The sequence below is a fragment of the Mycobacterium colombiense genome, from assembly GCF_003284975.1.
Lineage (GTDB): Bacteria > Actinomycetota > Actinomycetes > Mycobacteriales > Mycobacteriaceae > Mycobacterium > Mycobacterium europaeum_A.
In genome coordinates this window covers 1-23,812 of sequence record NZ_QMEU01000029.1, presented here as the reverse complement: position 1 = coordinate 23,812, position 23,812 = coordinate 1, and the positions used below count along the sequence as shown (strand labels likewise).

The 23,812-nt window shown below is 68.9% G+C and carries 22 protein-coding genes and 1 pseudogene; 7 read left to right on the top strand and 16 right to left on the bottom strand.

Annotated features, from left to right (window positions below; all coding sequences use genetic code 11):
- Positions 1–16: 16 nt before the first annotated feature.
- Positions 17–1,747, top strand: coding sequence for a hypothetical protein (locus DQP58_RS12410; protein WP_112708672.1), 1,731 nt, complete (start codon positions 17–19; stop codon positions 1,745–1,747).
- On the opposite strand, the gene DQP58_RS12405 is transcribed toward DQP58_RS12410, so the two are convergent.
- Positions 1,727–2,893: a glycosyltransferase family 4 protein gene (locus tag DQP58_RS12405; RefSeq protein WP_112708671.1), complete on the bottom strand. Its 1,167-nt coding sequence runs from the start codon at positions 2,891–2,893 to the stop codon at positions 1,727–1,729. The genes DQP58_RS12410 and DQP58_RS12405 overlap by 21 nt on opposite strands.
- Positions 2,894–2,958: 65 nt before the next feature.
- Here DQP58_RS12405 and DQP58_RS12400 point away from each other — a divergent pair, with 65 nt between their 5' ends.
- Together DQP58_RS12400 and DQP58_RS12395 are read left to right on the top strand one after the other, a co-directional pair.
- Positions 2,959–3,726, top strand: a complete 768-nt coding sequence (locus DQP58_RS12400; RefSeq protein ID WP_112708693.1) for a class I SAM-dependent methyltransferase — start codon at positions 2,959–2,961, stop codon at positions 3,724–3,726.
- 91 nt (positions 3,727–3,817) lie between these two features.
- On the top strand, positions 3,818–5,287 hold the full coding sequence (locus DQP58_RS12395) for an aldehyde dehydrogenase (protein WP_112708670.1): 1,470 nt from the start codon (positions 3,818–3,820) through the stop codon (positions 5,285–5,287).
- A gap of 113 nt (positions 5,288–5,400) precedes the next feature.
- On the opposite strand, the pseudogene DQP58_RS12390 reads toward DQP58_RS12395, so the two are convergent.
- Positions 5,401–5,520, bottom strand: a pseudogene (locus DQP58_RS12390) (crotonase/enoyl-CoA hydratase family protein); the annotation flags it as partial.
- A gap of 204 nt (positions 5,521–5,724) precedes the next feature.
- On the opposite strand from DQP58_RS12390, the gene DQP58_RS27400 reads away from it, so the two are divergent.
- A complete protein-coding gene (locus DQP58_RS27400) occupies positions 5,725–5,856 on the top strand; it encodes a hypothetical protein (RefSeq protein WP_276310506.1) in 132 nt (43 codons plus the stop codon).
- An 8-nt stretch (positions 5,857–5,864) separates the two neighbouring features.
- On the top strand, positions 5,865–6,533 hold the full coding sequence (locus DQP58_RS12385; protein WP_240629776.1) for a TetR/AcrR family transcriptional regulator: 669 nt from the start codon (positions 5,865–5,867) through the stop codon (positions 6,531–6,533).
- Positions 6,534–6,538: 5 nt separating this feature from the next.
- Here the strand turns inward: DQP58_RS12385 and DQP58_RS12380 are convergent, their stop codons facing one another.
- The 3 genes from DQP58_RS12380 to DQP58_RS12370 form a co-directional block, all read right to left on the bottom strand.
- The gene (locus tag DQP58_RS12380) at positions 6,539–6,835 is read right to left on the bottom strand and encodes a hypothetical protein (RefSeq protein ID WP_066866008.1); all 297 of its coding nucleotides are present in this window, start codon (positions 6,833–6,835) and stop codon (positions 6,539–6,541) included.
- Positions 6,836–6,855: 20 nt separating this feature from the next.
- Positions 6,856–8,373, bottom strand: a complete 1,518-nt coding sequence (locus tag DQP58_RS12375) for a class I adenylate-forming enzyme family protein (RefSeq protein ID WP_112708668.1) — start codon at positions 8,371–8,373, stop codon at positions 6,856–6,858.
- 178 nt (positions 8,374–8,551) lie between these two features.
- A complete protein-coding gene (locus DQP58_RS12370) occupies positions 8,552–9,094 on the bottom strand; it encodes a methyltransferase family protein (RefSeq protein ID WP_112708667.1) in 543 nt (180 codons plus the stop codon).
- A gap of 99 nt (positions 9,095–9,193) precedes the next feature.
- Between DQP58_RS12370 and DQP58_RS12365 the strand changes: the two genes are divergently transcribed.
- Positions 9,194–9,784 carry a TetR/AcrR family transcriptional regulator gene (locus DQP58_RS12365; RefSeq protein WP_165827855.1) on the top strand — a complete coding sequence of 197 codons (591 nt, stop codon included), beginning with the start codon at positions 9,194–9,196 and terminating at the stop codon, positions 9,782–9,784.
- Here DQP58_RS12365 and DQP58_RS12360 read toward each other — a convergent pair.
- The 9 genes from DQP58_RS12360 to DQP58_RS12325 form a co-directional block, all read right to left on the bottom strand.
- Positions 9,781–10,575: a crotonase/enoyl-CoA hydratase family protein gene (locus DQP58_RS12360; RefSeq protein ID WP_369829226.1), complete on the bottom strand. Its 795-nt coding sequence runs from the start codon at positions 10,573–10,575 to the stop codon at positions 9,781–9,783. The two genes, DQP58_RS12365 and DQP58_RS12360, sit on opposite strands and share 4 nt — an antisense overlap.
- 131 nt (positions 10,576–10,706) lie before the next feature.
- Positions 10,707–12,116 carry a WS/DGAT/MGAT family O-acyltransferase gene (locus DQP58_RS12355; RefSeq protein WP_112708666.1) on the bottom strand — a complete coding sequence of 470 codons (1,410 nt, stop codon included), beginning with the start codon at positions 12,114–12,116 and terminating at the stop codon, positions 10,707–10,709.
- Positions 12,117–12,160: 44 nt separating this feature from the next.
- A complete protein-coding gene (locus tag DQP58_RS12350) occupies positions 12,161–13,366 on the bottom strand; it encodes an alpha/beta hydrolase (RefSeq protein ID WP_112708665.1) in 1,206 nt (401 codons plus the stop codon).
- Between the two features lie 168 nt (positions 13,367–13,534).
- Positions 13,535–14,188, bottom strand: a complete 654-nt coding sequence (locus DQP58_RS12345) for an SAM-dependent methyltransferase (protein WP_112708664.1) — start codon at positions 14,186–14,188, stop codon at positions 13,535–13,537.
- A gap of 193 nt (positions 14,189–14,381) precedes the next feature.
- On the bottom strand, positions 14,382–14,705 hold the full coding sequence (locus tag DQP58_RS12340) for a Rieske (2Fe-2S) protein (protein ID WP_112708663.1): 324 nt from the start codon (positions 14,703–14,705) through the stop codon (positions 14,382–14,384).
- Entirely contained in the window at positions 14,702–17,224 is a 2,523-nt protein-coding gene (nirB, locus tag DQP58_RS12335) for a nitrite reductase large subunit NirB (protein ID WP_112708662.1), read from the bottom strand. The genes DQP58_RS12340 and nirB overlap by 4 nt, the downstream gene beginning before the upstream one ends.
- Before the next feature lie 18 nt (positions 17,225–17,242).
- Positions 17,243–17,596: a molybdopterin oxidoreductase gene (locus DQP58_RS26790; protein WP_165827854.1), complete on the bottom strand. Its 354-nt coding sequence runs from the start codon at positions 17,594–17,596 to the stop codon at positions 17,243–17,245.
- A gap of 5 nt (positions 17,597–17,601) precedes the next feature.
- Positions 17,602–19,707: a molybdopterin oxidoreductase family protein gene (locus DQP58_RS12330; protein ID WP_165827853.1), complete on the bottom strand. Its 2,106-nt coding sequence runs from the start codon at positions 19,705–19,707 to the stop codon at positions 17,602–17,604.
- A 156-nt stretch (positions 19,708–19,863) separates the two neighbouring features.
- Complete coding sequence (locus DQP58_RS12325) at positions 19,864–20,601, bottom strand: alpha/beta fold hydrolase (RefSeq protein WP_112708691.1); 738 nt, start codon at positions 20,599–20,601, stop codon at positions 19,864–19,866.
- A 179-nt stretch (positions 20,602–20,780) separates the two neighbouring features.
- Between DQP58_RS12325 and DQP58_RS12320 the strand changes: the two genes are divergently transcribed.
- Positions 20,781–21,680: an alpha/beta hydrolase gene (locus DQP58_RS12320; RefSeq protein ID WP_112708661.1), complete on the top strand. Its 900-nt coding sequence runs from the start codon at positions 20,781–20,783 to the stop codon at positions 21,678–21,680.
- Between the two features lie 27 nt (positions 21,681–21,707).
- Here DQP58_RS12320 and DQP58_RS12315 read toward each other — a convergent pair whose 3' ends face one another.
- Both DQP58_RS12315 and DQP58_RS12310 read right to left on the bottom strand, forming a co-directional pair.
- The gene (locus DQP58_RS12315) at positions 21,708–23,021 is read right to left on the bottom strand and encodes an amidohydrolase family protein (protein WP_112708660.1); all 1,314 of its coding nucleotides are present in this window, start codon (positions 23,019–23,021) and stop codon (positions 21,708–21,710) included.
- A partial coding sequence (locus DQP58_RS12310) for a CoA transferase (protein WP_112708659.1) occupies positions 23,015–23,812 on the bottom strand: 798 nt, incomplete at its 5' end. The genes DQP58_RS12315 and DQP58_RS12310, both read right to left, overlap by 7 nt.

Below are 23,812 nucleotides of genomic sequence, written 5' to 3'. Positions count from 1 at the left end.
CCCGGATGCGTTAACCGTGCGCTGGACCCGACCCGGGTACGCACTGGTCTTGGCGCTGCTGGTGGTCGGGCCGCTCTTGACGCCCGGATACCTGCTGCTGCGCGACGCGGTGTCGACGCCGCGGTCCTATCTGTCCGATACCGCGCTGGGGCTGACGTCGGCGCCGCGCGCCACCCCCCAGGACTTCGCGGTGGCGCTGGCCTCCCAGCTGGTCGACGGCGGCGTCGTGGTCAAGGCGCTGCTGGTGGCCGGGCTGTGGCTGGCGGGATGGGGCGCGGCCCGGCTGGTCGCGGTCGCGCTGCCTTGCGCGGGCGCGCCCGGCCAGTTCGTCGCTACCACCGTCGCGATCTGGAATCCCTATGTCGCGGAACGGCTTCTGCAAGGGCATTGGAGCCTGCTGGTCGGTTACGGCTGCCTGCCCTGGGTGGCCGCGGTGATGCTGACGCTGCGCACGGCACCGACCTCGAGCCGGTTCGGGTGCTTCGGGCTGGCCTTCTGGATCGCGCTCGCCGGGCTGACCCCGACCGGGCTGCTACTCGCCGCGACCGTGGCGCTGGCCTGCGTGGTGGCGCCCGGTACCGGCCGGCCGCGCCGGTGGTGCGCCGCGGTGGCCTTGGGCGCGGCCCTGGTGGCGGCGGCGCCATGGCTGACGGCGTCGGTGATGGGCTCGTCACTGACCGCCCACACCGCGGCCAACCGGCTGGGGGTCGAGGCGTTCGCCCCGCGCGCCGAGCCCGGTCTGGGCACCCTGGGCAGCCTGGCCAGCCTCGGCGGCATCTGGAACGGCGACGCCGTACCCGGCTCGCGCACCACGCTTTTCGCGGTGTTCTCGGCGGTGGTGCTGTTGGGCGTCGTAGCGGCGGGCCTGCCGACGGTCGTCCGGCGCCCCCTGGCGGTGCCGCTGCTGGTGCTGGCCGCCGTGTCGGTGCTGATCCCGGCGACCCTGGCCACCGGCCCGGGTCTGCAGCTGCTGGGCACGGTGGTCGACACCGTGCCCGGCTTCGGGGTGCTACGCGACGGCCAGAAGTGGGTGGCGCTGGCGATGCCCGGCTACGCCCTGGCGGGCGCCGGTGCGGTGGTGACGCTGCGCCGGCGGCTGCGACTCCCTGGGGCCGGCGCCCCGGCGCTGATCTGCTGCCTGGCGCTGCTGCTGGCACTGCCCGACCTGGGCTGGGGAGCGTTCGGCAAGGTGGCGCCCGTGCACTATCCGCGCGGCTGGGCCGCCGTCGCTGCGGCGATCAACCAACCGGCCGTGGCGCCGGGAACGATAGCCGTGTTGCCGGCCGGCACCATGCGGCTGTTCTCCTGGTCGGGCGCGGCACCGGTGTTGGATCCGCTGCCCCGCTGGGTGCGCGCCGACGTGCTGAGCACCGGTGACTTGGTGATCTCGGGCACCACCATCGCGGGCGAAGGCGCGCGCGCCCGGGCCGTGCAGGAGCTCCTGTTGTCCGGCCCCGACCCGTCGGCGCTGGCCGCGGCCGGTGTGGCCTGGCTGGTGGTCGAATCCGACAGCGCCGGCGACATGGGGTCGGCCGCCCGCACCCTGGGGGCGCTGGCGCCGGTCTATCGGGACCACGAGATCGCGCTCTACCGGATCGGCGGGCGGACCGCCGCGGTGGCCGCCGGGCAGCGGACCGTGACGGTGATCGCTCATCTGGCGTGGTTGTCGCTGCTGCTGGGCGGGGGCGCCGGCGCGGTGATCGGCGCGTGGCGGCGCCGCACCCGCTCAGCCCCGCCCGCTGACTAGCCCGTTGACCGTGCGGCCGGCTTGCACCGCTTCCAGCACGCCGCACATCGCGTCGGCGCTTTGCGTCCAGGAGAATTCGCCACTGCGGGTGTGCGCCTTGACGCCCAGTTGATCGCGCAGCACCGGGTCGGCGAGCAGTTCTTCGAGCCGATCCACCAGCTCGGCGTGGCTGTCCACCAGGATCCCGGTCACCTCGTCGACGATCGAGTCCGACAGGCCGCCCGAGGATCGGTAGCCGATGGTCGGCACCCCATGCTGGGCCGCCTCGACGACCGCCAGGCCCCAGCCCTCCTTGCGGGAGGGCAGCAGGTGCACCCAAGCCCCTTGCAGGACATGGTGTTTGGTGAGGTCGTCGACGTGGCCGTGGAACGTCACCGACGAGCAGATGCGGAGCCGCTGCGCGTGCTCGACGAGCCGGTCGCGCCACCAGCCGTCGCCGACGATGTCCAGGTGCAGACCCGGTATCCGCGGCAACAGCCGCGCGACCGCCTCCAGGGCGTCCTCGATCTGCTTGTGCGGCACCAGCCGCGACAGCACCACCACGCGCGGCGCCGCCGAGCGGGGCCCGGCCAAGGATTGCGCCGGGGCCCGGTCGAGGCCGTTGCGCACCACCGCGATCCGGGCGCCGTCGACGCCCAGGGTGACCAGGTCGCGCGCGGACGGCAGCGACACCGTCACGTACTGGTTGCGCCGGTTCACCCGCGGCGACAGCGTCGACTCGACGAACCAGCCGAGCCGGCCCAGCACCGGGCCCGCCACCGGCCACTGCTCACGGTGGCAGTGGTGCACCAGCACCACCACCCGGCGGCCGTAGATCAGCCGGGCCAGAAAGGGCAGGCCGTTCTGGGTGTCGACGACCACGTCGGGCCGCACCTTGCGCAGGGGGCCGAGCCCCAGCCGGCCCATGGCCATCGCCAGCAACGCCCAGACGTACACCGAATACCGGCCACCGGCGCGGTCGATCCGCACGCCGTCGACCACCTCCCGGCGCGGCGCGCCGCGATAGCGGGCGGTGCGCAGTGTGACGGCGATGCCGGAGGCGGCCAACTGCGCGCCGATGCGCTGCAAATAGGCTTCGCTGCCGCCGCCCTGCGGGTGCCCGGTATCGCGCCAGCACAGCAGCAGCACGGAGCGCAAGGAAGACATCGGTCGCAAGCCTAACCGGCGGCGATGCGTGCCGGGCACGTCAGCACATCCGTAGGGTGTGGCCGGTGGGCGCCACCGACATCTTCGCGCGCCGGGCGACGCTGGCCCGCTCGGCGCGGCTGCTTTCGGAGTTTCGTTACGAGCAGTCGGATCCGGCCCGGTTCTACGGCGCCCTGGCGGCCGATACCGTGGCGATGGTGGATGATCTGTGGCGCGGCACCCATGGTGACTCCGCGGCCGGGCGCACGCTATTGGACGTCGGCGGCGGCCCGGGCTACTTCGCGAAGGCCTTCACCGAGGCCGGAATCCGCTACATCGGGGTCGAACCCGACCGCGGCGAAATGCACGCCGGACCGGCGGCTGCCCGCGGGGCGGCGCCGTGCGTGCGCGCCTCGGGCATGGCGCTGCCCTTCGCCGACGACTCCGTGGACATCTGCCTGTCTTCCAACGTCGCCGAGCACGTGCCGCGACCCTGGCAGCTTGGCGCCGAGATGCTGCGGGTGACCAAGCCGGGCGGCGTGGCCGTGCTGTCCTACACCGTCTGGCTGGGGCCCTTCGGCGGCCACGAGATGGGCCTGACGCACTACCTGGGCGGTGCCCGGGCCGCCGCGCGCTACACCCGCAAACACGGCCATCCGGCCAAAAACAACTACGGGTCGTCGTTGTTCGAGGTGTCCGCCGCCGACGGCTTGGACTGGGCGGCCAGCACCGGCGCCACCCTGGCCGCATTTCCCCGCTACCACCCGCGATGGGCGTGGTGGCTGACCTCGGTGCCGCTGCTACGCGAGTTCCTGGTCAGCAATCTGGTGCTCGTCCTGCAACCCCAAGAGTGAAACGTGTTCTCGTTTTGCCTCGGCTTGGGTAGGGTGGCGCCATGCGCGCCGGCGACGATGCAGCGCGGAGCAAAGAGGAGGAGCGGCGCAGATGGCCGAGAGCAAGACCGAATACGACAAGCTTTTCATCGGCGGCAAGTGGACGGAACCGTCCACCTCCGATGTCATCGAGGTGCACTGTCCGGCCACCGGTGAATACGTCGGGAAGGTGCCGCTGGCCGCGGCCACCGACGTTGACGCCGCGGTCGCCGCGGCGCGCGCGGCCTTCGACAACGGCCCCTGGCCCACCACCCCGCCCAAGGAGCGCGCGGCCGTGATCGCCAACGCGCTCAAGCTGATGGAGGAGCGCAAGGACCAGTTCACCCAGCTGCTCGCCGCCGAGACCGGCCAGCCGCCGACCAGCGTCGAGACCATGCACTGGATGAGCTCGATCGGCGCGCTGAACTTCTTCGCCGGCCCGGCCGTCGACCAGGTCAAGTGGAAAGAGGTCCGCACCGGCGGCTACGGGCAGAGCATCGTGCACCGCGAACCGATCGGCGTCGTGGGCGCCATTGTCGCGTGGAACGTGCCGCTGTTTTTGGCCGTCAACAAGCTGGGCCCGGCGCTGCTGGCCGGCTGCACGGTGGTACTCAAGCCGGCCGCCGAAACCCCGTTGAGCGCAAACGCTTTGGCGGAGGCCTTCGCCGAGGCCGGGCTGCCAGAGGGCGTGCTCTCGGTGGTGCCCGGCGGCATCGAGACCGGGCAGGCGCTGACCTCCAACCCGGACGTCGACATCTTCTCCTTCACCGGCAGCTCGGCCGTCGGCAAGGAGATCGGCCGTCGCGCCGCGGACATGCTCAAGCCGTGCACCCTGGAGCTGGGCGGTAAATCGGCGGCCATCGTGCTCGACGACGTCGACCTGGCCGCGTCGATCCCGATGCTGGTGTTCTCCGGGATCATGAACACCGGGCAGGCCTGCGTGGCCCAGACCCGCATCCTCGCCCCGCGCTCGCGGTATGACGAAATCGTCGATGCAATAAGCGCTTTCGTGCAGGCGCTGCCGGTAGGCCTGCCGTCGGACCCGGCCGCCCAGATCGGCTCGCTGATTTCGGAGAAGCAGCGCGCCCGGGTCGAGGGCTACATCGCCAAGGGCATCGAGGAGGGCGCCCGGCTGGTGACCGGCGGCGGCCGCCCGGAGGGCCTGGACAGCGGATTCTTCGTGCAGCCAACGGTTTTCGCCGACGTCGACAACAAGATGACGATCGCCCAGGAAGAGATCTTCGGGCCGGTGCTGTCGATCATCCCCTATGACACCGAAGAGGACGCGATCAAGATCGCCAACGACTCGGTGTACGGGTTGGCCGGCAGCGTGTGGACCGCCGATGTGCAACGGGGCATCGAGGTCTCGGAGAAGATCCGCACCGGGACCTACGCCATCAACTGGTACGCGTTCGACCCGTGCTGCCCGTTCGGCGGTTACAAGAACTCCGGCATCGGCCGCGAGAACGGGCCGGAGGGCGTCGAGCACTTCACCCAGCAGAAGAGCGTGCTGATGCCGATGGGCCACACCATCGAGGGCTGAGCGTTCCTGCCGAACGTGCACTCAGGGCGTTTTTTCTGCCGATTTTTCGCCGTGAGTGCACGTTCGGCGATCCGGTCTTAACGCCCCACGAAGCGGGCCTGGCGGCGTTCGACGAAGGCGTTGCGTTTGTGCGGCCGGTTCAGACCGATGAGCAGGACATGCCCGTCACGCTGCAGCGACACGGTGTCCAGCTGCGGCAGGGCGGGCGGCGCGGACTCGGGACTGTTGACCATCCGCACAGTGAAGCGGAATTCTAGTGATTATGCAATAAAGCATATTTTGGCGATCGCTATGCGCCCCGCGACTGCGGTTCGCAGCCCATCCACCCGCAGTTTGTGCGGCGTGCGTCACACTTCGCCTGAGAAATTGCTTAATTTACGGATGTCTTATATGTTTTACAGCATAATCTAGGGCCCCACACAGGCCGGGAGAACATCATGTGGATCATCGAGCTCAACGTCGCCGGCTATCAGTACACCCGCGAGATGCCAGACTTGCGGCGCCGCACATTCCGCTTCAACCCACGTCATATGCACTGGCCGGCGTTGCGCCACTCGCACGCTGCATGACCCGAGCCATGGGAGATACGCCCACGCCGACTATCGGTGAGGCCGCGCCTGACCAGGCGCGGGCGAAACGCGGGGGCACCCGGACGAAGATGCTGGCCAGCGCCGCCGAGGTGATGCGCGAGCGCGGCGCCGCCGGCGTGACCATCGACGCGGTGCTCGCCCGCAGCGGCACCCCGCGCGGCTCGGTTTACTACCACTTTCCCGACGGGCGCAACCAGATTCTGACCGAAGCGCTGCGCTACTCGGGGGACTCCATCACCGCCATGATCGACGACGCGGCCGGCCGGGGCGCCCGGGTGTTGCTGGCCGAGTTCGTCGGGTTCTGGGAGCGGCTGCTCACCGACGGCGGTTTCACCGCCGGGTGTCCGGTCGTGGCGGCGGCGATCGGCTGTTCGGACAACGACGGTCCCAAGCTCTCCGCCGAAGCGGGCGCCATCCTGGGCCGCTGGTGCACCGCGCTCACCCGCGCGTTCGTCAACGACGGCTTCGACGACGCCGACGCCGCCTCGCTGGCCGTGATGTCCATCGCCGCGCTGGAGGGCGCCATCGTGCTCTCCCGCTCCACCCGCAACGCAGGCCCGCTGCACCAGGTCGGTGAGCAGCTCGAGTTCCTGATCAAGGCAAAGGAATTCGTTGCCCGCAACAAGATTCCGGGTAAGCAGGACGCCGCGCGATGACCCGCTCAGTCGCTGGCGGGTAGCGGCTTGACCTCTTTGAGCTGCAGCGCGGTCTGCCCGATGCTCAGGCTGCCCGCGCCCGGCTTGGTCACCAGCACCTCGGCGCCGGTCTCGTCGACGTAACGCTTGCCCATGACCGTGCCGTCGGCGAACGCCGGGTCCAATTCGCCCGACCGCTCGCCACCGACCGGCACCATCGGCACTCCACCACACCGCAAGTCGTCCAGGCTGTCGGCGCTTCTGACGACGATCACTTGGGTGTCACACACCTGGCTGGCGAGACGAGTTCCGTTCTTGATCATTGATTTCCGTCCTTGATCGCTTACTGCTGGGCCGGTGCGGCGCGCAATCCGGTGAGGGTCTGGATGATCTCCCGCCGCAAGACCTTGCCGGTCGCGGTGGTGGGCAGCTCGTCGCGAAACACTACCTCGTCGGGAGTGCGCGAACCGCGCAAACTCTTGCGGACGAATTCGCGCAATTCCTCGGGGTCGGGGTCGGTGCCCGCCGCCGGCACCACCACCGCGACGATCGCCTGGCCCCACTGCGGATCCTCGACGCCGACCACGGCGACATCGCGCACCTGCGGGTGCTCGACCAGGACCTCCTCCAGCTCGGCGGGCGCAATGTTCTCCCCGCCGCGGATGATGGTGTCGTCGCTGCGCCCACCGATGAACAGGTAGCCCTCGTCGTCGAGCATGGCGATGTCCCTGGTGGGAAACCAGCCGTCCTCGTCGAGCACCGAGCCGATGCCGGTGTAGCGGCCCGACACCTGCTCGCCGCGCACGAACAGCTCGCCGGTCTCACCCGGCGGCAACACGTTGCCGGCCTCGTCGCGGATCTGCAGCTCGATTCCCGCCACCGCCTGGCCGACCGATCCCAGCCGCCGGGCGGCCTCCGGGGTCGAGGCCGCCTGCGCGGCGCGATGGTCGTCGGGCGTCAGTACAGCGATCGTCGAGCTGGTCTCGGTCAGGCCGTAGGCGTTGACGAAGCCCACGTTGGGCAACAGCTCGAGCGCGCGGCGCACCAGCGGCAGGCCGACCTTGGACCCGCCGTAGGCCAGGTTGCGCAGCGACGGCAGCTCGATGGCCGTCCCGTCGCCGTTGTCCAGCACGGTGATGATGCGGTCGAGCATCGTCGGCACCACCGTCGCGGTGGTCACGTTCTCGGCGTTGATCAGCCGAACCCATTCCTGCGCATCGAAATTGGGCAGGTACACCATCTTGCGGCCGGCATACAGATTCGACAGCGCGGCGCTGACCCCGGCGATGTGGTACGGCGGCACGCAGATCAGCGCGGCGTCGGTCTCTTCGGCCGCCCCGAATTCCACCGTTCCGGTGATGTAACTGGTCAGGTTGTTGTGTGAGAGCTCGACGGCCTTGGGCTGCGAGGTGGTGCCGGAGGTGAACAGCACGATCGCGACGGAGTCCGGGTCGGGAAACTCCGCCGCGGGTTCGGCGGTGCGCGCGGACGCCAAAAAGTCGTCGGAGTCCATCACGCGGTCCGACACATCGCCGACGGCGTCGCGGTAGCGGCTGTCGACGATCACCAACGGCTCGGGCAGCCGCTCGATCAGCGCTTGGATGCCCTCGGCCGAGAGCCGGTAGTTGATCGGCGTGAAGGGCACGCCGCCGCGCGCGGCGGCGAAGATCAGCACGGGCAGCATCGCGCCGCCGGTGCCCACATACGCGACGTGCTCGGCGTTCGATGCGGCGATCACCCCGGCGCCACCGTCGGCGAGATCGCTGAGCTGCTGCGTCGTCAGTCGTAGGTCCCCGGACACCACGGCCGTGCGCTCGGCGTTGCCCGACGCGGCCATCTCCAGCAGCAACGAAATGCTCATCCTCGATCTTTCTGGATTCCCGGCCCGTTACAAATCTCGCCTGCAGTGTAACTCAGCCGGGTTGTCCCCCGATGTCGAGCTTGCCGCGCGAGGGGCGCGCTGGTCACGGGCGGGCGCGTCGGCGCCCGTGACAAGGCCGTTTGAGCCCGCGCCGGCAACTGGGGGTTGCGCCGCCGCCTCAGCGACGAGCGGGCGGATCCCAGGCCGAGACCCGCGGGATCCAGCGCGGCACGTTGCTCCGATAGTCGACGTATTCACCGCCATAGCGCTCGGTGAGGTGGGGCTCCTCCCAGAACCGAATTGCGAGCGCCTGGAAGCTGAAAAAGATTGCGAACCAGAGCAATAACGGACCCGACGCGATGACGGCCACCTCGCCGAGCAGGATGCACAGCACGCCGGTGATCATCGGGTTCCGCACGTGCCGGTATGGGCCTCGCACGACCAGATGGACGGGCTCCCCCATCACGTTGCCCAGCCCAAGCGTCCCCTCGCCCACGCGGTCAAACAACACGTTCGTCCAGACCATCAGGGCCACGCCGGCCGCGATCAGTAGACAGCCGGCAGTGATCAGCCCGACCCTTAGCGCGACATCCGCGTGCGGGGCGTGGACGCCGGCCGGGCCGACGATCAAGGCCGGCACCACGAGCGTCACCGTTACCGGGAACAGCAGGACAGACATCAGGTGCCGCCACCAAAGGCGTCGGCGCGTGCTCGTCACCATGGAAGACCTCCTAGATCGAATACTTCAACCTCCGTTCAACAACTAACGTACGCCCGCGCGTAGGCATTTGCCAACGCTTGTTGAAGTATCCTGACGCGCATGCCAGAAGCGCGACGCCCGGGCCGGTGGCGCACCGGTCAACTGAACCGACAGCGCATCATCGATGCGGCTCGCGACCGCTTCATGCGTGACGGGTACGAGGGGGCCACCGTCCGTGCGATCGCGGCCGACGCCGGTGTGGACGTCGCGATGGTCTACTACTTTTTCGGCAACAAGGAAGGCCTGTTCACCGCGTCGACGCTGACCGGTCCCGAGCATCCGTTAAACGAGCTGGCCACGCTGCTCGACGAGGGGACCGAACGGATCGGCGAAAGGCTGGTTCGGCGCTTCCTCGAGCACTGGGAGGAAGGCGCCGTCTTCGAGCCGTTCCTGACGCTGTGGCGTTCCGCGGCGATCCACCCCGAGGCGCGAAAGGTGTTGCACGGCAGCCTTGCCGGCCCAATCGCCAAGCGGGTCGCGGCGGAATTCGGGGTGGCCGATGCCGAGCTACGTGTCGAGTTGGTGGCCAGCCACCTGGCCGGCCTCGCTTTCGCGCGCTACCAGCTGAAGATAGAGCCACTCGCGTCGACCGCCGTCGAGGAGCTGGTCGGCTGGCTGGGGCCGACGGTGCAGCGCTATCTGACCGATTAAGTGCCCGTCCACTTAGGCGGGCGCTTCTCGGCGAAGGCGATGGCGCCCTCCTTGGCGTCGTTGGAGGAGAACACCGGGGCCAGCAGCTTGTTCTGCTCGGCGAACATCTCCTCCGGGCTCCAGCCGCGGGACTCGACGATGATCCGCTTGGTGGCGGCCACCGCGAGCGGCCCGTTCGCCGCGATCTTTTCGGCCAGCGCGATCGCCGCGTCCAGCGCCGCGCCGGGTTCGGCCAGCACGTTGACCATGCCCAGCGCATGCGCGCGCTCCGCGCTCAGGTTCTCACCGGTCAGCGCCAGCTCCATGGCGATCGCCGACGGGATGCGCTGCGGCAACCGCAGCAGCCCGCCACCACCGGCGACCAGCCCGCGCTTGACCTCCGGGATGCCGAACGCCGAGTCCTTGGAGGCCACGATCAGGTCGGTGGCCAGGGCCAGCTCGGTGCCGCCTGCCAGCGCGTAGCCCTCCACCGCCGCGATCAGCGGCTTGACCGGCGGACGCTCGGTGAAGCCCATGCCACGACCCTCGACGATGGGCAGTTCGCCGCGGGCGAAAGCCTTGAGGTCCATGCCCGCGCAGAACGAGCCGCCCGCGCCGGTGAGGATGCCGACCGACAGGCCGGTCTCGTTGTCGAGCCGGTCGACTGCGGCGGCCAGGCCATTGGCCACCGCGGAGTTGACCGCGTTCTTGGCCTTGGGCCGGTTGATCGTGATGATGAGGATTCGATCCCGTTGTTCGACCAGAACTTCGGGTTCGTTGGCGTCGTCGTTCCCAGTGCTCACGGGCCGCACAGCTCCTTCGGGGAATGGGTGGCATTTCGGATAGCTCCTGTCGGACCGATGGTAACGGTCGGCGGAAATGGCGTTAACGTCCCCCGAGATCCCGCTTACCGCCGAAGGTGATCGCTACCGATCCGGCCCGATCAGGCCGGAGCCATCGCCGCCTCGACGACCGTCAACTTTTCGGAAAGCCCTGCGGCCCTGCGTATTTCGATGAAGTCAGCGACCATGGCGTCGGAAACCTCATGCGGGTCCTCGAGCGTGGACCCGTCGCAGAGCACCGAGATGTTGAGCTGGTCGACATAGCTCCACACGGTGATGTTCAGGCCGCTGCCGGCGGTCAACGGGCCCACCGAATAGATCTCGGTGACCAGCGCCCCGCCCACCCGGCCGCGCTCGCGCGGACCCGGAACGTTGGAGATGTTCAGGTTGAGGATCTTGTTGTGTCCGTCGCGACCGGACGCCCACCGGAAGAAGGCCTGGGTGGGCCGGGGCGGCATGTAGGCCGCCCACCGGCTGACCAACTCCGGGCCCATCAGCTGGTTACTTTCCTTAGCGGCGATGGCGTTCTCGTGGCTGCACCGCACCCGCTCCAGCGGATCGTCGGAATCGGTCGGCAGGCCCACCAGCACGCCGGTGAAGCGATTGCCCGAGATCCGTTCGGGCGAGAAGTCGAAACTCATCGGCACCGACGCCAACAGCGGTTCGGCCTTTCCGTCGTACCGCAACAGCAGGGTGCGCAGGGCCCCGGTCGCCATGGCCAGCACCATGTCGTTGATCGTCGCCCCGAGCCGCTTGCCGGTCTCCTTGACGTCGGCCAGCGCCAGGGTGGCGGTGGCGAACCGCCGTTCCGGGGTGATCTTGTGGTTCATGAAGGTCGGTGGCGGCTCGAAGGGCCGGGTCAGCTCCGGGGAGAACTTGCGTGTGCTGCGGCGCACCCGCCCAACACCCTGGGCGGTGTAACGGATGGTGTGCGGCAGCCGCCCGACGTGGCGCATGTGATCGGCGAGGGCCGAGGCCATCAGCTGCCGCGAGGTGGGCGCCGGGTCGCACACGTACGGCTTGCCGTCGGGGGCCGGCTGCAGATCCATGCCGCGGGCCAACAGGTTCGCCGAGGCGACGCCGTCGGCGAGGGCGTGGTGGATCTTGCCGACGACCGCAATCCGGTTGTTGGCCAAGCCTTCCACGAAGTACATCTCCCACAGCGGCCGGCTGCGATCGAGCTGGCTGCTGGCGATTTGCCCGATGGCCTCGTCCAGTTCCCGGCGGCCCCCGGGCGGCGACACCCGCCAGGGGCGGATGTGATAGCTCAGGTCGAGTTCGCAGTTCTCCCGCCACATCGGGTGGTGGAAGCCGAAGGGCACCTCGACGAGCTGGTAGCAGAACGGGTCGAGCTTGCTCAGCCGCCCGGCGATGACTTCGCGAAAGGTGTCGACGTCCAATGACCGGCGGTCAGCGTCCAGCTCGATGACGGCGGCCTTGATGGTGTGCATGTGCACGTTCGGCGCTTCGCTGTACAGCAGTACGGCGTCCCACCCGCTAAGCCTCTTCACCCCTGCCCCTTGCCCATAGAGGGACCATACTCAGCGGTGCCGGCTCAGATGACCTCTTTTGCCCCGACGCGTGTCTTGGTGCGGTAGATCTGGTTGAGGAACAGCGAAGTGACGTGCGCGGCGGCGCCGGCTCGCTCGCCGTCGAGCAGGTCATAGCCATGACCGGCGCCGGGGAATTCCAGGTAGCCGACCATCGAATGCGACACCGCCCGCAGCCGCTCGACGAAGCTGCGCGCCTGCTCGACCGGGATGACGGTGTCTTTGCTGCCGTGAATGACCAAGAAGGGCGGCGCGTTTCGGTGCACGCGTGCGATCGGGGACGCGTCGCGGAAGATGTCGGGGCGACGGGCGATCGACTTTTTCACCACGACCCGCTCCAGGAATTCGACGAACCGCGCGCGCTCCGGCGTCGAGCGGTCCTCCCAGTCGTAGCGGCCGTAGATCCCGACGACGGCGTCCACCGAGGTGTCCGCGCCCTCGGGCAGCTTCGCCTGGAACTGCGGGTCGCCGGGCGTGAGGCCGGCCAGCGCGCTCAGGTGGCCACCGGCCGAACATCCCGCTACCGCAACGAAATCGCGGTCGCCGCCGAACTTGTCCACGTTCGCGCGCGCCCACGCGATGGCGGTCTTGACGTCGAGGATGTGGCGCGGCCAGCGGTGGTGCGGCGAGACGCGGTAGTTGACCGCCAGGCACACCCAGCCCTGCTCGGCGAGCCGGGACATCAGCGCCGACCCCTGGCCCATGCACTTGCCGTGCACCCAGGCGCCGCCCGGCAGAAAGATCAGCACCGGCGCGGGTTGGGCGGGCAGGTCTTTGCGCCGCCAGACGTCGAGCACCTGATCGGGGTGGTCCCCGTAGTGGACGGCGCGGCGATGAAGGTAGCGGCGCTGGCGCAGGCCATCCCAGATCGGCGGTGTCTTCTCGGCGACGGGCCAGTCCGTCTCAAGATCCGCGGCCGCCACGACCCCGCGCAAGGCGGCGAGGGAGACCTGCTGGGTGCTGGCCCGGTCACGGCGCCGGACGTCGTTGATGCCGGGGGTGAACCAGTCTTTGGTCGCCGCGGAGATCGCCTCCGGCGCGTGCCGCGCGCCCCAGACACCCATGGCGGTCAAACCGCCGAGGGGCTCGAGATGCTTGCCGACCACGGGCAGCGAAGCCCCGGCCACACTCAACGCCAGCGCATAGTCACCGGGACGGGCCCGCAGCAACCATTTCACGCAATTGGTAATGCCCGGTCCATTCGCCGTCATGAACGGGACTGTACCCCTCACGGCGTTTCGCAAACTGACGTTTCCACAGAACGGGCTGCCGTGCTGGAACCGCTTTGCCGGGCGTGCTCGCTGACCGCGATATTCTCGCTGTTTGAACGGCTTTTAGTTGTTCGCTGCGTTCGCCGAATTTTGCTGTGTACGACACGCTTACCCGGCCACCAGGTCGGCGATGACCCGGCCACCGACAAGGCTGACGCTGGTCAGCGTCAGCCCCACCTGCGTGGCCAGCGCGGCGGCGCTGTCCACCCCCACGGACGCCCAGCGAAACCAGGGCCCGACCTCCCCCGCCGACTCCAGACGCACCCAGCGCGAACAGATCCCGATGGCCTCGGCCTCGAATTCGGCCACACAACGCCCGCCGCGGGCCAGCAGCTCGAAGGCGCGCCCGAGAATTCGTCGCGGATCCCCGCCGAGCCCGACGTTGCCGTCGACCAATAAAACCGTCTGCCACAGACCCGTTCCCGGCAGCGGCTCGAACACGTCGCCCAGCAGGGCCGGTGCACCACCGCGACCCGCCAGCTGGATGGCGGTCGCGGACCGGTCGATGCCCAGTGCGGGGATGCCCCGCTGAATCAGCCTCGCCACCAACCGGCCCGGACCGCAACCCAGCTCGATTGTCGGCCCGGTGCACATCTGCGTGACGGCTTCGTCGAAGATTTCGTCGAAGGCGTCACCAGATCCATCACCGGGACATCGGGCCCCCAACCATCGGTGCGCCGGCAGTGGCCGCAGTTCGCCGTCGTCATGACGGATCCAACATCGCTCCCCGCCAAGTGCCCGATCGTAAAGTTGCCCAAGCATTTCACGTCCTCGCGTCCTGGCCGATCGGGCGGCGCGCCGACGCTGTGTCCCTGCGGGACGTTGCGGCGACGCGCCGGCAAACCCCAACAAGCTGACGGCAAGCCCGTGCGCCAGCACTGCTCCGATACCCCGATCGTGGCTCGGTTAATCCACCGCACTGGTGCACGGGGCCGGAACCGAAATGGTTCAGTGATCAGGCGTGAACTTTCCCATCGACCCACAGGTGAACCGACCCGTCGTCGGCGTGAACGGGATAGGCGGTGACCGGCGCTCCGCCGTTGGCGACCTCGCATCCCGATGCCAGGTCGTAGGTGAAGCCGTGCAGCGGGCAGATGACGACGTCGGCGTCTACGAGCCCGTCCGCCAGCGGACCGCCGCGATGCGGACACACGGCGTCAAGCGCGCGCAGCGAGCCGTCCCGGCACCGGAACACCGCGATCTGCCGGCCGTCGACGACAAAGGTTCGGCCCTCTCCGACCGGGATCTGATCCACCGGTCCCAGGTTGACATCACTCATCGCACCGGCACCCGGGGCAGCGGGATCAGCGGCAGCGACGAGCGAAATTGGCTGGCATTCACGGCTTCTCGGCCATCCGCCCACGGATCTCGGTACGAGTCGACCGACTTCTGCATGCGGGCATCGAGGTCGGCGGCGATTCCGTCGCTGTCGAGGACCACGATGTTGCGAATCCGGTCGATGCCCACCCGCGGGACGAAGTCATAGCTGCGCTCCAGCCAGTTGGCGTTTTCGCGGTAGTACTGCAGGAACCGCCCGGTCAGCGCAATCACCTCGGCCGGGGTGCCGACGGTGGTCAACAGGTCGCCCTTGCGCACGTGTGCACCGGCGGCGCCGCCGACGTAGATCTGCCACTGCCCGCCCTCGATTGCGACCACGCCGACGTCCTTACACAGCGCCTCGGCGCAGTTGCGGGGGCACCCGGTCACCGCGAGCTTCATCTTGCCGGGGCTGGGTATGCCTTGGAAGCGCTCCTCGATCGCAATGCCCAGCGCCGTCGAATCACCCAGGCCGTAGCGGCAAAAGTCGCTTCCCACACAGGTTTTGACGGTGCGAAAGCTTTTGCCGTATGCATACCCGGACGGCATTCCGAGGTCCGCCCACACCAGCGGGAGGTCTTCCTTGCGCACGCCCAGCAGATCGATGCGCTGGCCGCCCGTGAGCTTGATCATCGGGATGCGGTACTTGTCGGCGACGTCCGCGATCTTGCGCAGTTGCTCGGCGCTGGTCACCCCACCCTTGAGTTGGGGCACCACCGAGAACGTTCCGTCCCGCTGAATGTTGCCGTGCACGCGGTCGTTGATGAACCGGCCGTCGCGCTCGTCGACGAATTCGTCGCCCCACATCATGTCCAGCAGCGAGGACAAGGCCATTTTGGATCCGGCGTCCTCGCGGCCCTCCGGCGCCAGGGCGGCGAAAACAGATGACACCGAGTGCAGTTCGAGCTCGCGGATCCTGCGCATCAGCTCCGGCTTCTCGTAAGGGATCCCCGGCACGTACCAATTGGCCGCGGCGTCGTGCGAAATCGCGGCCCCGGCTTCCGAGGCCGCCCACTCGACGATCTGCGCGACCAGGCCCTTGCAGGACCCGCATCCTTTGCCGGCGCGGGTCGCCGACATCACCCCCTCGAGTGACGTCTGCCCGTCTCTCACGCACCGCACGATCGCGGACTTGTCGACCCCGTTGCAGTTGCATACTTGAGCGTCGTCGGATAATTCGGCCGCCCCGGTGGCTTGGTCCGGAGCACCGCCGATGTCGAACATCAGCGAGACGCGCTCGGGTGGTAGCGGGAGGCCGCGGTCGAAGGCCTGCATCAGAAACGCCACCTTGCTGACATCGCCGACCAGCGTCGCCCCGACCAATTTGTCGTCGCGCACCACGACGGTCTTGTACACACCCCGCCGCGGCTCGGAGTACTGCACGAATTCGTCGTCGTCGCGTTCGGGGCTCTTGATGCCCATTGCCGCTACGTCCACACCGGCAACCTTGAGCTTGGTTGCCGTGCGCGAACCATGGTATGCCGCACGGGGATTGACCCCCGTCAAGTGATCGGCAAGCACGGTGGCCTGCTCCCACAGCGGCGCGACCAGGCCGTAGACCTGGCCGCGGTGCTGCGCGCATTCGCCTACCACGTAGATGTCGCCGTCATCGACCGACCGCATGTGATCGTCGACGACGATGGCGCGTTCGACGGTCAAACCGGCGCGCACCGCCAACCCGACATTCGGCCGGATGCCTGCCGCCATCACCACCATGTCGCACGGCAGCCGGCTGCCGTCGTCGAACTCGATCGCCGACGGTGACCCGTCTCGAGTGAGCATCCTGGTGGTTCTCTTGCCCGTGTAAACCTCGATTCCCAGCGCCTCGACCAGCCGCCGCAGGATGCCGCTCCCTTGATCGTCGAGTTGGGCGTTCATCAACGTGGGACCGCCCTGTACGACGCCCACCTGCAATCCCCGGTTCTGCAGGCCTCGTGCGGCCTCCAGACCCAACAGACCACCACCGATCACGGCCGCCCGGCTTCGCCCGTCGGCGAAGCCGATCATGCCTGCGCAGTCGTCGAGTGTGCGAAAGCCGAAGACGCCGGGCGCAAGAGTCTTGTCGTCCGACCAGATGCCGGCCACCGGCGGGAAGAACGATCTGCTGCCGGTGGCCAGGATCAGCTTGTCGTAGCGCACGGTGCTGCCGTCGTCGGCGTGCACCAGGTGCGCAAAGGGGTCAACGCGCACCACTCGCACCCCTGCTCGCAGGTCAATGTCATTGTCGCCGTACCAGTCCAGCGGATTGAGATAGATTTCGCGGGCATCGTCGGAGCCTGCCAGCACGTTGGAGAGCAAGATCCGGTTGTAGTTACCGTACGGTTCGTCGCCGAACACGGTGATGGAGAACCGCTCACTGCCGCCGCGAGCGATGATTTCCTCGAGCGCCCGCGCTCCCGCCATGCCGTTACCGACCACCACCAGGGCGGCCGGGGCAGGCGGACGGTGGCCGTTGGTTTCGCTTTGCACGAGTGTGGTCATGAATGATCCTCGCCGGGGCTAGATTTCGACCAGGCCGACGTCGACGAACACCGTGCCGCTCAGGCCGTCCGGTGCGGCGAGGAAAACCTCGAGAACGGTGTCGGCGAGCAGGTCTTCGACGACCCGCAGCGGTACGTGTACGGCGGCTTTGGCGCCGATCGGGAAGTAGCGCATCGGGGCGCCGTCGCGCATCACCACGACGGCGATCAGCTCCTCGGTGCTGTTGCCGCCGCGGAAATACACGGGCTGGGCGATCGCCCCCGCCGGCACCAGGTAGCGCATCGACGCGTCGAGCGGCACCGGGGCGTCGTAGCCCTTGCCGTCGAACGCGAAGGCGCCCTGCAGGAATCGGGGCGTGCTGTCGTCACCCATATGTGTCAATCTCCTTCCCTGGAAACGCTCGGCTCGGCGTGAATTGCGGACACGGCGACCGCACATACCTTGAACGACGGCATGCGTGACTGCGGGTCGAGTGCCGGATTGGTCAGCCGATTGATAGATGCCGCGCCGCCCCAATGAAACGGTGCGAAGACGGTGTCGGGCCGTATGCTTTCGTCCATGCGGGCCTTCATCACGACCTCGCCCCGGCGCGTGCTGAGGCGGACCTTGTCGCCGTCAGCGATTCCGATGCGTCGACCCAGTGCGGGATGCAATTCGGCCACCGGTTCGGATTCGTCATCAAAAAGCTGTGCCACGCGCCGGGTTTGGGTCCCGGATTGGTATTGGCGCAACACCCGCCCGGTCGTCAGGTAGTACGGGTAGTCGTCATCGGGCATTTCGGCGGCGGCGCGTTGTTCGATCGCGTGGAAGTGGGCCCTGCGGTCGGGTGTGGGGAAGTCCTCGACGAACAGTCGAGGCGTGTCGGGGTACAGCGCTGACGGGCAAGGCCAGAACACCCCGTTGTGGGTCTCGATCCGTTCATAGCTGATTCCTCTGTAGTCGGCCTTGCCGCCCTGACTTGCCCGACACAGTTCCTCGAACACCTCCTGCGGTTCTGCCGAAAATCCTTGTGCGCCCAGCCGTTTCGCCAGATCGGTCATCACGTCCAGATCGGAGCGCACCTCCCCGGGCGGCGAAACCGCCGCCCGGCGCAGGATCACCCGCCCTTCCAGGTTCGTCATGGTGCCCGACTCCTCAGCCCACTGCGTGGTGGGCAGCACCACGTCGGCCAGCGCGGCGGTCTCGGACAGGAAAATGTCAGACACCACGAGAAAGTCCAGCTCCGCCAGCTTTTCGGCGACGTACGTCGAGTTCGGTGCGGACACCGCGATGTTGGACGCCAGCACCCACAACGCCCGTACGCCACCGGGATTGCCGATGCCGCTGAGCATCTCGTACGCCGACCGGCCCGGGGACGGCAGGTCGGCGGGGTTGATGCCCCATACCTGCGCCACGTGGGCCCGAGCGACAGGATCGTCGAGCTTGCGATAACCCGGTAGCTGGTCGCACTTCTGTCCGTGTTCGCGACCGCCCTGCCCATTGCCCTGTCCCGTGATGGTGGCGAAACCGCTGTATTGACGGCCTGGCAGCCCCAGTGCCAGGGCGAGATTGATGAACGCCTGCGCCGTGTCGGTGCCGGAACTGTGCTGCTCGGCCCCCCGAGCGGTGAGGATCATCGCGCGGTCGGCGTTGGCGAGCAGCCGGGCCGCCGCCACGATGTCGTTCTCGGGCACGCCGGTGATGCGCTCCACCCGGTCCGGCCAGTACAGGCGCACGGCGCGGCGCACCGCCTCGAAACCCGTAGTGCGTTCGCAGACGTATCTCTCGTCGATAAGACCCTCGCGGGCAATGACATTGAGCATGCCGTTGGCCAGGGCCAAGTCCGTGCCCGGGACCGGTTGCAGGTGCAGGTCGGCACGAGCAGCGGTCGCAGTGCGTCGAGGATCCACAACGATGTGCTTGGCACCCCGCGCCCGTCCCCGTTCGAAGAACTGCATCGCCGGCGGCATCGTCTCGGCGGGATTGCTGCCGACCAGCAGGACCACGTCGGCTCCGGCGATATCAGCCAGTGGGAACGGCAGTCCCCGGTCGATACCGAACGATCGGTTCGTCGCGGCGGCCGCAGACGACATGCAGAAGCGGCCGTTGTAGTCGATCGCCGAGGTGCGCAGCGCCACGCGCGCGAACTTGCCCAGCTGATAAGCCTTCTCGTTGGTCAGGCCGCCACCACCGAAGCAGCCCGCGGCGTCCGGCCCGTGACGGCGCTGAGCGTCGTGGAACGCCGCGACGACTTTTTCGAGTGCCTCGTTCCAGGTGGCGGGGCGCAGCGGTGAACTGCGTCCGTCGCGAACCAGTGGGCGGGTCAGACGTTCCGGATGGCCCAGCAGGTCAGCGGCCGTCCAGCCTTTGGCGCACAACCCGCCACGATTGGTCGGAAAGTCGTTTTGTGGCGCGAGCGCCACCTGAGCCCCCGAGGTGTCGAGGGTGATCCCGCACTGCAGGGAGCAGTAAGGGCAGTGTGTTTTCGTCGGCGCCGACGCCATCGGCGATCACCGCTTCGCTGTGGGGGCGCCACGGATCCGGCCGGCCCCGCAATGTAGACCTTCCATGTCGCCTCCCGATCGGCCCTTCGCTGCCGAAGCTACGTGGGGCGTGTTTCGGAGGTATTTCGGTTGATTGTCCGGGCGACTACCGCTGCCTCACCGTCGGTGTCCGAACAAGAACGCGTCCAGCAGCTCGTTGACTCGCGCGGGCTCTTCGAGCGCCGCCAGGTGCGCGACCCCGTCGAGCACGGCGAAGGACGCGCCGGGGATCGAGTCGGCCATGGCGCGGGTTTCGGCCACCGGGAAGGTGGCGTCTTCCGCGCCCGCGACCACCAGCACCGGGGCGGTGATCCCGGCCAGCAGGGCGTGCTGGTCGGGTCGGGCGGACACCACGCTGCGCACCGCCCAGCGCACCGAATCGGTGTCCACCGACTGCACGGCTGCCCGCACGCTCGCCACCACGTCCGGGCGGGTGCGCAGCGTCGTCGGGCCCAAGAAGGCGCGGATGGCCGAGCGGGTCAGCGGCGGCCGGATGCCGCCGAGCATGCTCGCCAACCGGATCATGGTGGCGTACTGAATCTTTTGCGCGACAGGCGCTTTCGATGCCGTGCAATTCATCAGCACCGCGCGGTCGAGGCGGTCGGGGTAGCGGGCGGCGAACGTGCCGCCGATCATCCCGCCCCACGAGTTGCCGACGAAGTGGGCCCTGTCGAGGTCGAGGGCGTCCAGCAGCTCGACGACGCAGCGCGCACAGTCGGTGAAGTTGAACATCGCGCGCAGTGGCGCGCTGCCGCCGTGGCCGGGCGGATCGATGAGCACCAGCCGATGGCTGTCGCCGAAGCGCGCGGCCTGGCCGGCCCACAGGTCGCCCGTCATCAACAGGCTGGGCCACATGAGGACGGCGGGCCCGGTGCCCGCGCTGACCTGGACGCGGAGCGTTCCGAGAACCGTGTCGACGCACCGCGAAGCCAGCCGGGGGTTATTGGCGGTCACGCTGCCTCCTGACGTCCGATCCTGCGCGGCAGATGCCACACAGCCGTCCACTGATTTTCCGCGTCGGTGATACTGATGCGGTGACGAACAACGATGTTCATCCTGACCTGCAACGATTTGTCCGCATCGCCCCGCGCCGGCTCGTGGGTCCCCGTACCCTGCCGCTCATGCGGGCGGGGCTCGCGTGGCGGGGACGCCTCGGCAAGCCCGTCGCCGGGGTCGAGGTGATCACCCTGGATTCGGGGGCAGGCGTTCGGCTGTTCCGGCCCACCGGGGTCACCGAAACCACGCCGGCGCTGTTGTGGATCCACGGCGGCGGATACGTGATCGGCACCGCCCAGCAGGATGACCAGCTCTGCAGCGGCTTCAGCAGGCGGCTTGGCATCACCGTCGCATCGGTGGAATACCGCCTGGCGCCCGAACATCCGTATCCCACGCCGCTGGAAGACTGCTATTCGGCGCTGACCTGGCTGGCCGGGCTGCCCTCGGTGGACCGCTACCGCATCGCCATCGGCGGCGCCAGCGCCGGCGGCGGCCTGGCGGCGGCCCTGGCCCTGCTGGCCCGCGACCGCGCCGAGCTGAGCCCGGCATTCCAGCTGCTGACCTATCCCATGCTCGACGACCGCAGTTCGGCCACCGCACCCCGGGCGCACTATCGGCTGTGGGACAACCGCAGCAACAAGTTCGGCTGGGCGGCCTATCTCGGCAACGCCGACCCCGCGGTGGCCGTCCCCGGCCGCCGCGACGACCTCAGCGGATTGCCGCCGGCCTGGATCGGGGTGGGCACGCACGACCTGTTCCACGACGAAGACCTCGCCTACGCCGAGCGCCTGACGGCCGCGGGGGTGCCGTGCCAGGTCGAGACCGTTCCGGGCGCCTTCCACGGCTTCGACCTGGTGTTGCCGAAAGCTCGAGTGTCGCGGCGGTTTTTCGACAGCCAATGCAACAGTCTGCGCGCCGCGCTCAGCCCGGCCGCCTGACACCGCCTCACACCGCCTCACATCGCCTCACATCGCGAAGTAGACCAGCTCACCGCCGATGACGGTCGCCGCCACCAGGCCGGCGTCCAGGGCGGCCAGCGCCGTCTGCGGCGGTTCGTTGAGCACGCACAGGTCGCCCGGCTGCCCGATGTCCACGGTGCGCGGCCGGCCCGGCTGATCGGCCCGGCCCAGAAACATCGTCAAAGCCTCTCGCGCAGAGACGCGTTCGCGCGGGCCAAGGACGGCGCCCCCAACCGTGGTGCGGTGCACCGCGGCGCGCATCGCCGTCCAGGGATCGCCGTGTCCGAACGGCATGTCGGTGGACAGGGCGACCGGCACCCGCGCGCCGCGCAGGGATGCGACACGCCACAGCTGATCGTGATCGGCGGCGGGGACCTCGGCGAGGTATTGGTCGCCGCGCTCGGCGACGAAGTTGGGCTGCGTCACCACCGTTAGCCCGAGCTCGGCGAGGTCAGCCAGATTGTCGTCGGGCACCACCGCGGCGTGTTCGATGCGGTCCTGCGGGTGGCCGCCCGCCTCGCGCAGGGCCGCGATGGTCACCACCAGCTGGGCGGCGGTCACGCAGTGCACGGCCACCGGCTGACCGCTATCGTGCTGGTCCGCAATCCATTCCGTGAGCGCATCGAGGTCCAGGCTGTCGTCGTGCAGGATCTTCTTGCCCGGCGACAGGAAGCTCAGCCGGGGCCGGAACTCGCCGCGCCGGTGCGCCGCGGTCAGCGACTCCCTGTCGTCGGCGTCCAGATCCGGGGTGGCGTCGGTGACGCCGGTGACTCCGGTCGCGGTGATCCGGCGGCTCAGTTCGGCCAGATCGGTTTCGCGCCGCTGCAGGGCCAACGACCAGCCGCGGTCGGCGCTGCGCAGCCGCCCGTCGGGATGCTCGGCGAGGCCGACCCGGCCCAGCGCTTCGGAATTGAGGATCCACAGCGCCCCGCTGCGATGCTGGATGCGCACCGGAATGTGGGGAACGATGGCGTCGAGCGCGCCCCGATCGAGTTCTCCGGCCACCGAATCGTGGTAGCCCACAGCGCGAATCCAGCCGTCGGGGCCCGGTCTGGCGTTGGCCAGCAATTGGGTGAGCTCGGTTTCGGTGCTGACCCCGGGCGGTCCGACCAGAAACGAATCCTGGGCCGAGGCCGCCGAGCGCAGGTGCACGTGGTGGTCGTGCAGGCCGGGCAGGACGGTGCCGCCACCGGCGTACAGCACGCCCTCCCCCGCGCGCGCCACCAGGCCCTCCCCCGGCGGCGCGATCTCCTCGATCAACGCGCCCACCCGAATGTCCGCCGTCCTCCCATCCAGCAATGCGGCCCGCTGAATCAGCATGAGAGACAACGCCTTTGGCCGACCAGGTGGCGTACCGCCTCGTTGTCGGCGCCCAGTCCGGACGCCGGCGGTGCGGCCGGCGGTTTCGTCGGCGCCGACACGGGTGCGCTCGATGCCGACGGCCCGGTCGGTAGCGCCGCGTAGGTCGCGGCTACCGCGGCCATGGATACGCGGATCGACTCGCCGCCACCGCGGCCCAGGGCATCGGCCACCGCCAGGGCCGCCTCCAGCCCGGTCAGCGGGTCGGCGATGGCGTCGCCGCAAAACACCGGCCCGTCGGCGCCGGTGCCGACCAGGCCGCCGGCCACCGCGGTGTCGTCGCCGAATCCCGGTCTGTGGTCGTCGTATCCGGTGATTTGCAACCAGATTCGGCCCGCGCGTGCCGTGATGTCCTCGGGCCCGAGCCCCCGGCGCGCCAGTGCCGCCGGGCGCGAGCCCTCGATGACGATGTCGCTGGCGGCCAGCAGTTCCCGCAGTTCGTCGGCCTGGGTGTCGAAATCGATGCCATAGCAGAGCTTTTGGCCGTTGATCCAGTCGAAAAAGGCCGGGTTCCCGGCCCGGGTGCCGTCGGGACGCCGCGGGCTTTCGACCTTGACGACGGTGGCGCCGGCGCGCGCCAGCAGGCCCGCACACAACGGACCCGCCCACATCGAGGACAGGTCGGCCACCAGCAGCCCCTGCGGGCCGCGCGGCGCCAACCGCGATCCCTGGACGCGGATCCGCGGCGGCGCGGGCGCCGCCTCGCCCAGGCCCGCCACCGGAAGGTCGAGCAGCCTCGCCCGTTCGACGAT

Bases quoted from the DNA above. Each gene is read 5' to 3' on its own strand.
- DQP58_RS12330 (WP_165827853.1), bottom strand. From the start codon at position 19,707: ATGGCGTCGGCGCCGACGAAAACACACTGCCCTTACTGCTCCCTGCAG.
- DQP58_RS12340 (WP_112708663.1), bottom strand. From the start codon at position 14,705: ATGAGTGATGTCAACCTGGGACCGGTGGATCAGATCCCGGTCGGAGAG.
- DQP58_RS12405 (WP_112708671.1), bottom strand. From the start codon at position 2,893: ATGTCTTCCTTGCGCTCCGTGCTGCTGCTGTGCTGGCGCGATACCGGG.
- DQP58_RS12365 (WP_165827855.1), top strand. From the start codon at position 9,194: ATGCCAGAAGCGCGACGCCCGGGCCGGTGGCGCACCGGTCAACTGAAC.
- DQP58_RS12395 (WP_112708670.1), top strand. From the start codon at position 3,818: ATGGCCGAGAGCAAGACCGAATACGACAAGCTTTTCATCGGCGGCAAG.
- DQP58_RS12350 (WP_112708665.1), bottom strand. From the start codon at position 13,366: ATGACGGCGAATGGACCGGGCATTACCAATTGCGTGAAATGGTTGCTG.
- DQP58_RS12325 (WP_112708691.1), bottom strand. From the start codon at position 20,601: ATGTGGCCCAGCCTGTTGATGACGGGCGACCTGTGGGCCGGCCAGGCC.
- DQP58_RS27400 (WP_276310506.1), top strand. From the start codon at position 5,725: ATGTGGATCATCGAGCTCAACGTCGCCGGCTATCAGTACACCCGCGAG.
- DQP58_RS12385 (WP_240629776.1), top strand. From the start codon at position 5,865: ATGGGAGATACGCCCACGCCGACTATCGGTGAGGCCGCGCCTGACCAG.
- DQP58_RS12375 (WP_112708668.1), bottom strand. From the start codon at position 8,373: ATGAGCATTTCGTTGCTGCTGGAGATGGCCGCGTCGGGCAACGCCGAG.
- DQP58_RS12315 (WP_112708660.1), bottom strand. From the start codon at position 23,021: ATGCTGATTCAGCGGGCCGCATTGCTGGATGGGAGGACGGCGGACATT.
- DQP58_RS12380 (WP_066866008.1), bottom strand. From the start codon at position 6,835: ATGATCAAGAACGGAACTCGTCTCGCCAGCCAGGTGTGTGACACCCAA.
- DQP58_RS12345 (WP_112708664.1), bottom strand. From the start codon at position 14,188: ATGCTTGGGCAACTTTACGATCGGGCACTTGGCGGGGAGCGATGTTGG.
- nirB (WP_112708662.1), bottom strand. From the start codon at position 17,224: ATGACCACACTCGTGCAAAGCGAAACCAACGGCCACCGTCCGCCTGCC.
- DQP58_RS26790 (WP_165827854.1), bottom strand. From the start codon at position 17,596: ATGGGTGACGACAGCACGCCCCGATTCCTGCAGGGCGCCTTCGCGTTC.
- DQP58_RS12370 (WP_112708667.1), bottom strand. From the start codon at position 9,094: ATGGTGACGAGCACGCGCCGACGCCTTTGGTGGCGGCACCTGATGTCT.